The organism is Flavobacterium sp. 38 (assembly GCF_057799715.1).
Map to the genome: position 1 here is coordinate 722,121 of NZ_JBYNWZ010000001.1, position 13,619 is coordinate 735,739.

Annotated in this window: 13 protein-coding genes and 2 tRNA genes; 9 read left to right on the forward strand and 6 right to left on the reverse strand. The window is 33.9% G+C overall.

Going from position 1 to position 13,619, the window contains the following annotated elements; translation table 11 throughout:
* The first annotated feature begins 15 nt into the window (after positions 1–15).
* The 4 genes from AC3E9W_RS03125 (at position 16) to AC3E9W_RS03140 (ending at position 4,863) form a co-directional block, all read left to right on the forward strand.
* Positions 16–1,191: a helix-turn-helix domain-containing protein gene (locus AC3E9W_RS03125; protein WP_306154442.1), complete on the forward strand. Its 1,176-nt coding sequence runs from the start codon at positions 16–18 to the stop codon at positions 1,189–1,191.
* 58 nt (positions 1,192–1,249) lie between these two features.
* The gene (locus AC3E9W_RS03130) at positions 1,250–2,218 is read left to right on the forward strand and encodes a SphA family protein (RefSeq protein ID WP_488766819.1); all 969 of its coding nucleotides are present in this window, start codon (positions 1,250–1,252) and stop codon (positions 2,216–2,218) included.
* Positions 2,219–2,284: 66 nt separating this feature from the next.
* Positions 2,285–3,445: a BamA/TamA family outer membrane protein gene (locus AC3E9W_RS03135; RefSeq protein WP_488766821.1), complete on the forward strand. Its 1,161-nt coding sequence runs from the start codon at positions 2,285–2,287 to the stop codon at positions 3,443–3,445.
* 221 nt (positions 3,446–3,666) lie between these two features.
* Positions 3,667–4,863, forward strand: coding sequence for a C1 family peptidase (locus AC3E9W_RS03140; protein WP_488766822.1), 1,197 nt, complete (start codon positions 3,667–3,669; stop codon positions 4,861–4,863).
* A gap of 105 nt (positions 4,864–4,968) precedes the next feature.
* On the opposite strand, the gene AC3E9W_RS03145 is transcribed toward AC3E9W_RS03140, so the two are convergent.
* Both AC3E9W_RS03145 and AC3E9W_RS03150 read right to left on the reverse strand, forming a co-directional pair.
* Positions 4,969–5,949, reverse strand: coding sequence for a hypothetical protein (locus AC3E9W_RS03145; protein WP_488766823.1), 981 nt, complete (start codon positions 5,947–5,949; stop codon positions 4,969–4,971).
* On the reverse strand, positions 5,946–6,539 hold the full coding sequence (locus tag AC3E9W_RS03150; protein WP_488766824.1) for a hypothetical protein: 594 nt from the start codon (positions 6,537–6,539) through the stop codon (positions 5,946–5,948). Before AC3E9W_RS03150 ends, AC3E9W_RS03145 begins: the two co-directional genes overlap by 4 nt.
* 55 nt (positions 6,540–6,594) lie before the next feature.
* On the opposite strand from AC3E9W_RS03150, the gene AC3E9W_RS03155 reads away from it, so the two are divergent.
* Positions 6,595–7,134: an alpha-ketoglutarate-dependent dioxygenase AlkB gene (locus AC3E9W_RS03155; RefSeq protein ID WP_488766826.1), complete on the forward strand. Its 540-nt coding sequence runs from the start codon at positions 6,595–6,597 to the stop codon at positions 7,132–7,134.
* A gap of 67 nt (positions 7,135–7,201) precedes the next feature.
* Here the strand turns inward: AC3E9W_RS03155 and AC3E9W_RS03160 are convergent, their stop codons facing one another.
* Positions 7,202–7,609 carry a helix-turn-helix domain-containing protein gene (locus AC3E9W_RS03160; protein WP_488766828.1) on the reverse strand — a complete coding sequence of 136 codons (408 nt, stop codon included), beginning with the start codon at positions 7,607–7,609 and terminating at the stop codon, positions 7,202–7,204.
* Positions 7,610–7,769: 160 nt separating this feature from the next.
* On the opposite strand from AC3E9W_RS03160, the gene AC3E9W_RS03165 reads away from it, so the two are divergent.
* Both AC3E9W_RS03165 and AC3E9W_RS03170 read left to right on the forward strand, forming a co-directional pair.
* Entirely contained in the window at positions 7,770–8,048 is a 279-nt protein-coding gene (locus AC3E9W_RS03165) for a hypothetical protein (protein WP_488766831.1), read from the forward strand.
* Between the two features lie 116 nt (positions 8,049–8,164).
* The gene (locus AC3E9W_RS03170) at positions 8,165–8,848 is read left to right on the forward strand and encodes a hypothetical protein (RefSeq protein ID WP_488766832.1); all 684 of its coding nucleotides are present in this window, start codon (positions 8,165–8,167) and stop codon (positions 8,846–8,848) included.
* Between the two features lie 546 nt (positions 8,849–9,394).
* On the opposite strand, the gene AC3E9W_RS03175 is transcribed toward AC3E9W_RS03170, so the two are convergent.
* From AC3E9W_RS03175 to rseP, 3 genes are all read right to left on the reverse strand, one after another.
* Positions 9,395–9,468: transfer RNA gene (locus AC3E9W_RS03175), tRNA-Asn, on the reverse strand.
* A 38-nt stretch (positions 9,469–9,506) separates the two neighbouring features.
* Positions 9,507–9,580: transfer RNA gene (locus AC3E9W_RS03180), tRNA-Asn, on the reverse strand.
* 83 nt (positions 9,581–9,663) lie between these two features.
* Positions 9,664–11,007 carry an RIP metalloprotease RseP gene (gene rseP / locus AC3E9W_RS03185; RefSeq protein WP_488766833.1) on the reverse strand — a complete coding sequence of 448 codons (1,344 nt, stop codon included), beginning with the start codon at positions 11,005–11,007 and terminating at the stop codon, positions 9,664–9,666.
* 200 nt (positions 11,008–11,207) lie between these two features.
* On the opposite strand from rseP, the gene AC3E9W_RS03190 reads away from it, so the two are divergent.
* Both AC3E9W_RS03190 and AC3E9W_RS03195 read left to right on the forward strand, forming a co-directional pair.
* A complete protein-coding gene (locus AC3E9W_RS03190; protein WP_488766834.1) occupies positions 11,208–12,278 on the forward strand; it encodes an NADH:flavin oxidoreductase/NADH oxidase in 1,071 nt (356 codons plus the stop codon).
* 77 nt (positions 12,279–12,355) lie between these two features.
* On the forward strand, positions 12,356–13,399 hold the full coding sequence (locus AC3E9W_RS03195; protein ID WP_488766835.1) for a Gfo/Idh/MocA family oxidoreductase: 1,044 nt from the start codon (positions 12,356–12,358) through the stop codon (positions 13,397–13,399).
* The last annotated feature ends 220 nt before the right edge of the window (positions 13,400–13,619 follow it).

The following is a 13,619-nucleotide window of genomic DNA, read 5'->3' on the forward strand; positions in this document are numbered from 1 at the left end:
TAATAAACTTAAAAAATGATCGATATACTACTCTCCCTTTTCTTTTTCGTAGCCACAATTGCTGGACTCGCAACCTCAATTATGGTTTTATTTTCCAGAAAAAACTATTCTAAAAGCTTCTTTTTAGGCATGTTTTTACTGAGCCTGGCGGTAGTAAGTATCTACAATTTTTATTTGTCGGCCAATTTATTTAAAAATTTCCCAGATCTCTTTACTATCACAAAAGCGTTTATATTTTTAACCGCTCCATGCTCATTTTTGTATGTTAGAAACATTTTATCATTAAATAAAAGTTTCAGAAAATACGATTGGCTTCACTTTATGCCATTCATTATTTATTTCTTTTTAACGCTGATTGTTTATGTTGGAAGTTACACCGATATAAAAGCGGTCGATTATATTGCAGGACTAATCAAAAATCCATTTTCTGTTTTAACGTTGACGATTTGGCTTTTCTATGTATTTTTTCAAACCATGTTGATTTTAAACTATGATCTGAAAAAATTTAAAGGAAACCAATTTCATCACAATAAAGTAATCAATTGGATTAGAGTGTACAATCTCATGATTTTGTTCTTGTTTTCGGCGCTTTTTGTTCATCATTTTTTACTTCAAAAAGTAGACGCATCAGATCTTTCCTGTTATGTGCTAATTTCTTCTGTATTGTTTTTTACAGTTGGCTGGCTTTATTTCAGACCGCAGATTTTTCATGATGAAGAAGAAACATTCGATTTTGTGGTTGATAATACATTAGTAGTAAAAACCAAAGAAATCAAGACTACGATTCCAATAGTAAACGAATTGCCTCTAGAGAAAAGAGAAGAATACCTTTTGAAACTAGATTATGTTTTAAATTCTAAAAACCTATTCTTAAAAAAGGATTTCGTAATCAGAGATTTGTCTGACGAGACGGGAATATCAGTGCACCATTTGTCCAATTTGATTAATTCTGAATTTGGTCTTCATTTTCAAGACTATGTAAATCTTAAACGAATTGAATATTTTAAAGATAAAATAAACGATCCCGAGTGGAAAGATTTATCATTAGAAGGCATGGCGTGGGGTTCTGGTTTTAAATCCCGAACAACTTGTTTCAGAGCGTTTATAAAACACACCGGAAAATCTCCTTCAGAATATTTTAAAACGATTAGAATTAATCCTGATCGTTCAGAAGCTTATTATTTTAAGTAAAGTTCTTTCCTCATAAATTAAAAAGTTCAGAGCCTTAATTCATTCAAAATATTCCATCATGAAAGCAAAAATTAATGATTCGGAAAAAATAGTGCAATCGGTTTTAACCATTATGCTGCTATTGATTTCTTTTTATAGTAATGCACAATTAAAAGGAGCTCACATTTTGGGTTCTATGGGACTTCAGTCTGGAACACAAGCTCCAGAAAATACTTTGAGCGTGTACATTCCAGGCTATATTTACAGCGCATCATCTTTGCGAAATAGCGACGGAGACAAAGTCGGAGATCCAAATCTTACCATGTTTCTTACTGGTGTTGGTGCCAATTTTGTCAGCGATTTCAAAATTTTGGGAGCCAATTATGGAGCTACGCTTTTAATAGCAGGAGCTTCAAACACTATTCAAGGCAGTTATATTGACTCCAAAAGCGATTTTGCTTTTACAGACATGTACATACAGCCAATCCAGTTAGGCTGGCACAACAAAAGAGCCGATTTTGTCTTTAGCTACCAAATGTTTCTTCCAACAGGAAAATATGAAGCAGGAGGCAGTGATAATAGCGGTTTAGGAATGTTTGTAAACGAATTCTCCGGAGGAACAACATTGTTTTTTAATGACAAAAAAACATTTCATTTCTCGGCATTGGCCTCTTATGAAATCAATGGAAAGAAAAAAGATACCGACATCAAAACTGGAGATATCTTAAGCATTGAAGGCGGTTTAGGAAAAACATTTTATTGCATGAATGCCGAAAAAACAGCTCCGAAAGGAATATTAAATGCTGGTTTAATTTATTATCTGCAATACAAACTGTCAGATGATGAAATTCCGGTAGGGAATATTTTTGTAATTGAGCCAGACAAAGATCATGTCAATGCCCTAGGAGCAGAGGTTAACTATCTGCATATTGGCAGTATGACGAATGTTGGTTTTAGATGGCTTGGAGAAATAAATGCAGAAAATAGATTTCAGGGAAATACTTTTTTTATCACGCTGGCACACGTTTTCAGTCTGAAGAAAAAATAATTTACAGACTTGCATTTTTGAAGGCTTAGAGTTTTAAGAATGAATTACAAACGATTTAGATTCTTTATGAAAAACAGAAAACCATCACAAAAAATCATTCTTTTTTTACTTCTATCTCTTTGGTCGTTTAACTTTACAAACGCACAAAAATATCATATAAGTGTAAAAGACTCTCTAGATGGCGCTTTCGATTTAAGCGATTATATTATTTATGCACACGGTTTTATTGTCGTTCCAACCATTATTACAGAACCCGCTTTAGGAGGAATTGGAGGCGCAGTAGTTCCGATTTTCTTAAAAAAACACGCGCCGGTTGTAGACGAAAACGGTAAAAAACGCTTTATAAATCCCGACATAACAGGAGGAATGGGAATGTACACCGGAAACAAAAGCTGGATGACAGGAGCTTTTCGGTCTGCAACACTTATAAAACCTAGAATTTTATACCGAGTTATGGCAGGTTACGGCGATGTAAACTTATCGTTTTATGCCAACAATATTCCCAAAGCAAACGATCAGGAATTTAAACTCAATTTTAGATCAACCATTTTTTATACCCAATGGCTCAAACAGTTCAGAAATGCAAAATGGAGCGCAGGACCGCAATATTTGTTTTTAAATTCTAAAATAAATCTGCCCGATGTAAGCCTTCCGCCGCCTTTTGTAAATCCAAAAGACATTAAAAGCACCATAAGTCAATTTGGTGGCGCCATTCAGTTTGACGGACGCGATAATATATTTACGCCAGATAAAGGAATAAGGATTCAGTCCGACTTTTTCTGGTCAGATAATGTACTTGGAAGCGATTATGATGCTTGGCGAATAAACTTATCGGCAATTGGATATTATCCGTTGGCGAAAACATTAATTGGCGGACTTAGGATAGAAGGAGAGCAGGCGTTGGGGAGTCCGCCTTTTTATCTAAAACCAGGAATCAATTTACGAGGAATTCCTGCGGCACGATATATGGGAAACACCAGTATTGTGACCGAAGCCGAATTGCGCTGGGATTTCTACCGTCGATGGAGTATTATGGGATTTGGAGGACTTGCAAGCGCGTTTAACGATTGGGACAAAGCTTTTGCAAAACCCGTTGTGTACAGCTACGGAACAGGTTTTAGATACCTAGTTGCCCGAAAGTTTAAACTCCGAATGGGGGTAGACGTTGCCCGCGGACCAGAAGACTGGGCGTACTATATCGTTTTTGGAAGCAACTGGCTGCGATAACTAAAAAAGGAAAAAACTTGTAAGAAGTTAATTTATAAAAAATTATGCTCAAAAAGCCTCTGTAAAGAATTACCGAGGCTTTTTGTATTAAATGTCCTAATAATCAGAGTCATTAAGAAAACATTAACAACTAAACATAACACAAATTGTATAATATTTAATTGTTTTGTAACAAATTGGAAACATTGGCGACTAATTTTGTTAAATCTTAAACATAAATTATGAATACATTTTCATTCAAATCAGTGTTTGCCGCTTCAGTATTTTTAGCTGGAACTGCAGGCTGTTTTGCGCAAGACGTATTAGTAAATTCACTAAAACTAAACGCAAGCGACAAAAGTAAAGAGAACTTCAAATTTACAGAAGTAATTAACTTAGGAACAACATCGGTAAAAAACCAAGGTTCATCTGGAACTTGCTGGAGTTATGCTTCAAACTCATTCTTAGAGTCAGAAATGATTCGTTTAGGAAAACAGCCGGTAGAGCTATCTCAGATTTATTCTGCAAGAAATGTGTATGTTGACAAAGGAGAAAACTACGTTCGTATGCACGGCGCGATTACACTTGGAGACGGAGGAGCTTTGCACGATGTAATCAATATGTACAAAAAATACGGAACTGTGCCGAGAGAAGTTTACACTGGTTTGAACTATGGAACAGACAAAAATAAATTTGCTGAAATGGGCGCTTTAATCGAAGGATTTTTGACGGCTGTTGTAAAGAATCCGAACGGAGAATTGACTCCAACTTGGAAAAAAGCTTACGCAGCAATGATCGATTCTTATTTAGGAAAAGCACCAGAAAACTTTACATACAAAGGGAAAAACTATACGCCACAATCTTTTGCAAAAGAAATGGTTGGAATTAACCCAGACGAATATGTAGAAATGTCTTCTTATAACAATGTGCCTTACTACCAAAAAACAACGATGATGGTGCCAGACAACTGGTCACTAGATCAGGTTTACAACGTAAAAATAAATGACATGACTGATGTTATCGACAATGCGTTGAAAAAAGGATACACTGTGGCGTGGGCAACAGATGTGAGCGAGAAAACGTTCAGCTGGAAAAACGGTGTGGCGTATGTAGCGACTAAAAAATTCGATGATATGACTGCAGAAGAAAAAGCAGACTTATTTAACGGACCAAAAGCTGAACCAGAAATTACTCCAGAAATGCGTCAAGCAGCGTTTGATAACTACACTACAACAGACGACCACGGAATGCACATTATTGGTCTTGCAAAAGATCAAACGGGTAAAGAATATTATATCGTAAAAAACTCTTGGGGAGAAACAAACGACTACAAAGGTTTCTTGTTTGTAACTAAGAATTTCGTAAAATATAAAACGACTGCTCTTCTAGTAAACAAAGGAGGAATTCCTGCAGAAATTGCTAAGAAATTAGGGGTTTAATAATTTAAAATAAATATTTAAAGTAAAAAAAGCAACATTTTGAGTAATGTTGCTTTTTACTTATAAGCAATTATTAGTTTTGTTAATCTTTTAAAAATGTGATCACTAACTATTGAAAATATCAAGATGCTTGTCAAAAAAATTATTTGAACAAGTGAATTTTTGAGACATGTTTTTATGTTTTTCCAGTGTTCTATAATACCCTTTGAAATTTTCATAATGACTCTTGTAGGAAGCAAGCAGATCTTCACAATCTTTTATTACAAAAAAGCCATCTTTATTTGAACCAATTCGATTACTTCTTTTTAAAGGAGATATTAACCAATTTAAAATATTGCTGTTTGATAGTTCAACCTCACTAATTCCAATTTTTCTAATTTCTAATATAATATCATTAGTTTTTATTGGGTTACTGCTTTTGTGGCCAGCATCATCTAAAACATTATACAAAGTATTTCTTAATGATACCAAATCTCTTATAAAACTAGTTGAGTAACCTTTTTTATGACCTTTTCCTAGAATTCCAATTTTATTATACTTTGTTATTTCACTCTCTTTTTTATTTAATTTAAGACCAAATTCCTCAAAGTCTTTTACATTATGTGAAAATGTATGCAAAACACAGTTGTCAAATAATATATTTTTAGCATCTTCCCAAGGGTTCTTATATTTATTGGCTTCTGAAAAATAATGAAATTTAACATACATTAATGCATTATGTACGCTTATATCAATCATCTTATTTTGAATGGAAGATTTATCATAATAACTCCCTAAGTCATCAATAATCTTATTATGAAGTAAATCTTCTAAATTATCTAATTCAGTTAAAATATGATTATCATTTACATCATCTAATTCTTCCAAAATATGGGCTTCAGTTTGCCAGTATAATGAGTTTGTTAGAGCAATATTACTTCTTTTAAAAACAGATTTGTCTTCTCCAGTTATTTCAATAGATGTCTCAATCAAAGTGTCTAAGTGAGAATTAAAATTCCTTGTTAGACCTTTGCTCCTATAATTATCAGTTAGAACAATATTCTCTATTTGATTTTTTGTTATGTCTAATATACTATTTGCATTCATGATGCTAACTTTTGTATAATAATTTTTTCATTTGGGATAGTTTCTATTTCAATATCACATCGATTATACTTGTGGTTCCTTATATAATCATGTGTTGAATCTAAAGGCTCAATATTTATTATCTGCATTTTATAATCAAGCTCATTATCTGAAGTTAATTTGTCCAGATACTTTTTTATTTTTTGTGATTTTGACCAAGGATTTTTTGTATGTCCCAATATTAATATTTGTCCATTTTCATTTAACAGGGTACCAGCTCTATTTAAAAAATCTTTCGCATGACCAGGACCTAAAAAACCGAATTCATTAGGATTACAAAAGATTAAATTATCAAAAGTTCGTCCTTCTAAATCATGCTCAAAATAATTACATCCTGCATCTAAATAATGACAATCGTGATTCTCATAATCTATTATACTTTTAAAATGTGGCAGATTTGGTATGTTTAAGTCAGTCATATAACATTTTGGAAATTCTTTTTTTCCAAAGTGGCTTTTACTGGCTCCAAATTCAATGTTATTTACTTCTAAATCATTTGGAAAATTATTATAATTTTCTAGTTCATTATCATTAATATCATTTATTGGCATAATAAGTTTTTTCTTGTAAATATATTATTTTTTTCATACTTTGTAGAAAAAAATAATGGATGTAAAGCAATTATTATCAGACATAAAAATAGAAGAAAACTTTCTTCTTGATGACATTTCATTGTTTGAAAATTTGAAATATAATTGTAAATGGAATAACGAGATAAGATCAAGAAAAACTGCGAGTTACGGTATTCCTTACAACTATTCTAATATTTCATATCAATTTATTCCTTTTCCAGATGAAATTTTAAAAATTGCATTAAAGATAGAAGAAAAACTTGGTTTTTCACCTAATAATTGTCTTATAAATTATTATGATAAAGGTGATTCAAAAATGGGTTTTCATTCTGATCAAGTTAATATTTTATCTGAAAATACGGGTATTGCAATAGTTTCTCTTGGTAACAAAAGAATTATGAGATTTAAAAATAAGAATGATTATAATATTGTTTTTGATATTTCAATTTATCCGAATAGTTTATTTTATATGAGTCAGATTATTCAAGAGTTTTGGCTTCATTCTATTTTGTCAGAAATAGAAAATGATAATTCGGAAAGAATAAGTTTGACTTTTAGAAAGTTAAAGATGTAATGATTTTCAAAGAAATTCATTTCTATATTATTAATTGGTAATGAGATTAATTAATAATGAGGCATGGCTACTTCCCCTTCAACAACCTCTCCAAATACTCCACTTTCTCTTTCTCAGCCAAAACCAAACGCTCATAAAGTTCCGCAATTTTATCAATTGGGTTGAAAGTTGGGTGATAATTCATTGAACTGGAAATCAATGTAGAATTGTCACTACTTGTATTGTGATAAGTGTTTCCAATAATATTAAATATTGCTTCATCACTAAAATTTTTAATAGTGTCGACAGAAACATCTAAAACTTCCGCAATTTTCGCCAATTTTTCATCATCAACCGTTTCGCTTCCTTCAATAGAAGAAACATATTGTTGGCTTACGCCAATAGCAATAGCAAGTGCTTCTTGTTTCATTCCTCTAAGCTCTCTAATTCGGCTTATGTTTCTGCCAATATGTTTTGGTTTTGCTGTTGTAGTCATAGCTCAAAGATATTTAAAATTTCTCTAAAAAATATTAGTGTTGTTAAATACAATAGGATTAGCTGTTAAGAACAACTTTTTGTTTTTGGTAAATACTGCTTTATTGTTTAATCTAGCCGAAACAAAAATACAATTTTTCGTACAATAAAAATTAAACGCCATGAAAACAGAAAACCAAAACAACGCAAATCAAAAGAAAGTAATAGAATCGGTAGCCAGATTGGTATCAGACATTTGTTTCGACGGAGAATTTAAAAACCATCCCGAATACTTAACTGAAATTTTTGAATATCTTTTAGAAGCAGAATCGGGAAACAACCGTGAGTTGCGACTTAAAATGTTAAGCTGTATTAGAACTGCCAAAATGCTAGCCAAAACTCTAGAGCCGTTTTCAGACGAAGAAATACAAAAAGCCTGCGTTCAGATGGTAAATTCGTAAAAAGAAGCATTTAATCGTTTTTCTGTGTCATTTGCAGTGAGAATAAAGCTAAGTAGAAGAAAATCAGTAACTTTAATGTGAGTTTTTTATTGGAGCATTAATTTTATTCAAAAATCATGAAAAAGTATGAAGCAGTTATGGTTACACTTGCGTTCGTATTTTCTCTCGGCTGTTTGGCCCAGCGCACAAACAATGCCTCTGCGTCTCCAGCAACAGGAAAAACGACACTATTGACGGATAATCTTGCTACGAATAGTGATTATGTTATACAATCTTATTATGTAGAGGAGAGAATAAATAAACTTTTTGGAGGTAGAATTATTACCTACCAAGTTTCAAAATTGGACATGGTCGATACTTACGATCTTGGTCCTAATAACACGAGAACAGTAATTCCGAATTACGTAAAAAGAAAACCAAAAGTAGCTCCAAATACAATAGAAGCCAAAGCAACCGTAGCCAATTTGCACGCTGCTGTAGAACCTGTTAAGGTCGAAATCACGGCTCCTGCTCCTACAACTTCAAAATATGTAACGGTTAATATGGTAGACACCTACGAAAAAGTAATTGACAAAGGCTACAAATCTGTCGATATGCTGAAAAAAGTGGCAGACCGCTTTTATTTTGAAGGGAATCTAACCGCAGCAGTTGGCTATTACGAGAAGTTATTTGCTGAAGCCAAAGATCTGGATGTTATTTACTATTACAGATACGCACAGTCCTTAAAATCAATAAATGAAAATGAAAAAGCAGATGCTTTGATGAAAAGGTTCAAAAGTGAGACTTTGAGTATGAAGTAAGTTGCTGTTATTTTTTTACCGCAGAGTACGCAGAGATTTTACGCAAAGATCGCTAAGTTATTTTTTAAGCGATATCTAAATATTAAGTTCGCAAAGCTTTGTGTATAGAGTTTTGTGAGCTTTTTTGTTTGCGAGAAGATTTTTAACGCAGAGGACGCTAAGATTTTACGCAGAGAGCGCTGAGGTTTTTTGAAGTTAAATCTAAAGATTAAGTTCGCAAAGCTTTGTGGGCTTTTTTTATAGAGATAGTTTGTCATTTCGACGAAGGAGAAATCTTCGCGAGAAACTCGCCAAAGATTTGACATACTTTACGGAGCTACTTGTGAAGATTTCTCCTTCGTCGAAATGACAAAATTGAAGCTTTGTGGCTAAAAAGGAGGAATGATTAGTTTAGACAAAGCTTTGCGAACTCTTCGGCTTCTATTGAGTTAAGTATAAAAAACTCTTAGCGAACTTTGCGTAAAATCTTAGCGCCCTCTGCGGTAAAAAAAACATTTGGGATTACTGCAAAAAAAAAGACGATCAATTTGATCGTCTTTTTTTAAGCTCCCCCTCTTGGGCTCGAACCAAGGACCCTCTGATTAACAGTCAGATGCTCTAACCAACTGAGCTAAGGAGGAATCACCTTAAAGGTAAATATGTTTGCTAAAAAAAGTTGCTCCCCCTCTTGGGCTCGAACCAAGGACCCTCTGATTAACAGTCAGATGCTCTAACCAACTGAGCTAAGGAGGAAGTTGTTGCTCTTTTTAGCGAGTGCAAATATAAAACTATTTTTAGTTTCTCAAAAACATTTTCGCTCTTTTTTTGACTTTTTTTTACTTGCCTACAATGGCTTTGTAAATGTCGTTACCGTTAGCAAACAGTAGTAGTGAAATAAGTAAAACAAAACCAACCATTTGCGCATTCTCTAGGAATTTATCGCTTGGTTTTTTGCCACTAATTATTTCATACAATAAAAACATAACGTGTCCGCCATCAAGAGCCGGAATTGGCAATAAATTCATAACTCCAAGCATAATTGACAATAAAGCCGTGATTGACCAGAAAACTTCCCAGCTCCAAGAACTTGGAAAAATATTGTAAATCGCAGCAAAACCACCTACTTGTTTGTACGCTTTTGTTTCTGGATTAAAAATCATTTTCAATTGTTTTCCGTAACCTACTAATTGATCTTTTCCTTTTTGAAGACCAACCGGAATAGATTCGAAGAAACCATATTCTTTTTTGCTTATTTTATAGTAGCCTAGTTTTTCTAAAGATTTCATGTCTAAACCACCAGAAAAAACGCCTAAAGTTCCTTCTGCAGAAACTTTCACATTAAGAGGTGTTTCTTTTAAATCACGTAATACAACTGCAGAAATCTCTTTTCCTTTATTTGCAGCTAAGATTGATTTTGCTTCGTCAAAATATTTAACTTTTTGTCCGTTAAGAGAAAGAATCAAATCTTTTGCTTTTAAATTCTGATTAGGAGATTCTTCTGGAACTTTTCCAATAGCAAAAGGATAACGAATACCTACAAGAAGTCCTTTTTCTGTTTTAGAAAGTTGATCAACAAAATCTGTTGGCATTGTAATAGTCTGCTGTTGCCCGTTTCTTTCAATTAAAACGTGTTTTGCCATGATGATATTCATGTTCATATCACTGTCATAAGCGTCTACTGTTTTTCCGTCAATAGAAACAATTTTATCTCCCGTTTTAAAACCAGCTTTAAGCATAGCAGGATTTTCAATAGCAACACCATCTTTTAAGTCAGCATTGGCGATGTAAGTATCTCCGTAAGCAAATGCCATTCCGATATAGATAATAAAAGCTAAGATAAAGTTTACGGTAACCCCGCCAAGCATAATAATTAAACGCTGCCAAGCTGGTTTGGTACGAAACTCCCAAGGTTGAGGAGGCAGAGCCATTTGCTCTTTGTCCATACTTTCGTCAATCATTCCAGAAATTTTCACATAACCACCAAGCGGCAACCATCCGATACCGTATTCTGTTTCTCCGATTTTCTTTTTGAAAAGTGAATATTTAACATCAAAAAACAAGTAAAATTTTTCGACTCTAGTTTTAAACAATTTAGCAGGGATAAAATGCCCTAATTCATGAAGAATAATAAGTAAAGATAAACTCAATAGAAATTGAGAGAGTTTGATAACTATATCCATTTGTTGTTTTTAATTCGTATTTAACGCACAAAAGTAGCGTTTTCTAATTTAATATAAAGGTGCAAGATAGTGTTTAAGATTTTAAATGTTTGTTAATTAATAAACATTTCGATTTCTCGTTTTAGCAAGATGCCGTAACTTTACTTTTCAAACACTGCCTTATTCAATTGGTAGTAAAAATTCATAAAAAGTTACAGTATATGGCAACGAAATTATTTTCTCCTCTCACCATAAAAAAAATCACTTTAAAAAATAGAATCGCTATTTCGCCAATGTGCCAGTATTCGGCAATAGACGGATTTGCAAACGATTGGCATCTCGTTCATTTGGGCAGCCGTGCTACTGGAGGTGCTGGATTGATTATTCAGGAAGCCACGGCAGTTTCTCCAGAAGCCAGAATTTCTCCTTCTGATCTTGGAATTTGGAAAGACGAACATATCGAGAAACTAAAACAAATCAACGCATTTATTGTTTCTCAAAACTCCATTCCCGGAATTCAATTAGCACACGCTGGCCGTAAAGCAAGTGTTTCGGCTCCTTGGCTTGGGAATAAAAAATTAGATTTCGCTCAAGGCGGATGGCAGACTGTTGCACCAAGTGAGATTCCGTATCATGATGATGAGCCGTTTTTGCCTGAAGCTTTAGATCAAAACGGAATTCAAAAAGTAATTTCAGATTTCAAAACTGCCACAAAAAGAGTGGTAGAAGCGGGTTATCAAGTGCTAGAAATTCATGCGGCTCATGGTTATTTGCTACATCAGTTTTTATCGCCTCTAACAAACGCACGAATGGATGAATACGGAGGAAGTTTTGAAAATAGAATTCGTTTTACTTTAGAAATTGTTGAAGCCGTGCAATCAGAATGGCCTTCAGATTTGCCGTTATTGGTGCGAATTTCGGCAACCGATTGGGCACAAAACGGATGGAATCCAGAAGAATCTGTACAGCTTTCTAAAATATTAAAAGAAAAAGGAGTAGATTTAATCGATGTTTCGTCAGGCGGATTGGTTTCGCATCAAAAAATTACATTAGGATCAGGATATCAGGTTCCTTTTGCAGAAAAAGTGAAGCAAGAAGCCAGCATTGCAACAGGCGCTGTCGGATTAATTACAGAAGCAAGTCAGGCAGAAGAAATCTTAAATAAGAATCAGGCCGATTTGATTTTATTCGCCAGAGAATCTCTGAGAAACCCGAATCTGCCTTTGGACTTTGCTAAGGATTTAGGAGACGATATTCAATGGCCAAAACAATACGAAAGAGCTAAACTTTAATATTTTATTAGCCACGAATTCACGAATTTATTTTAAAATTATAATTCGTGAATTCGTGGCGGAAAAAACAGATTCAGATGCAGAAAATTAAAACAGCATTATTATCATACGGAATGTCGGGAAAAGTTTTTCACGCTCCATTTTTAGATCTTCACGAAGGATTTGAATTATTAGGTTCTTGGGAAAGAAGCAAAAAATTAATCCAAGAAGATTATCCATACGTAAAAAGTTACGCTTCGCTAGACGAATTATTAAACGATGATGTCGATTTGGTAATTGTAAACACTCCAGTAGGAACGCATTACGAATATGCTAAAAAAGTACTTTTGGCAGGAAAACATGCAGTGGTCGAAAAAGCTTTTACAACAACGGCCGCAGAAGCAAAAGAATTGGCGGCAATTGCCAAAGAAAAAGGTTTGAAATTGGCTGTTTTTCAGAATAGAAGATGGGACAGCGATTTTAAAACCATTAAAAAAGTAATCGATGACGGCGTTTTAGGAGATTTAGTCGAAGCAGAATTTCATTTCGACAGATATAATCCGCTGTTAAGTCCGAAAGCGCATAAAGAAACCGCCAATGATGGAGCAGGAGTCTTAAAAGATTTAGGTCCTCATATTATCGATCAGGCTATAAGTCTTTTTGGATGCCCGAAAGCTGTTTTTGGAGACATTCGCGTAACAAGAGAAAATTCTGTTGTAGACGATTGGATAGATTTATCTTTGTTTTATTCTAATTTCAGAGTCCGCCTAAAAGCTGGTTTTTTTGTGCGCGAAGCCCATCCAGCGTACACAATTCACGGTAGAAAAGGTTCTTTCTTAAAACCGCGTGGAGATGTTCAGGAAGACGATTTAAAAGTAGGTAAAAAACCAAACCGAGAATCTTGGGGAACAGAAGACGAAAGCCTTCAAGGACTTTTGCATACCGAAATTGACGGTAAAATTGTGAGAGAAAAAATTCCAACGCTTCAAGGCAATTATTTCAGTTTCTTCGATGGCGTTTATGATTCGATTGTAAACGATAAAAAAGAGCCCGTTACCGCAGACGAAGGCGTAAAAGTAATGCAGGTTATAGAAGCCGCAATTGCAAGTAATGCACAGCAGAAAGTAATAAGCATATCATAGAGATGCGCATCTAAAAAGGTTAGTTTTTATTTTGTAAGCTTCGGAGAAGCGAAATATTTATAGTAGAGAATAAGATTACCATATAAAGCTCCAGCGGAGCGATATATTTTTATAATCTATAATATATGTCGCTCCGCTGGAGCTTTTTTCATTTGTTTATTTGCTTAGAAACTTAGTAGCTTAGAGGCTTAGCATCTTAAAAAATTGTAATTTTAATAAA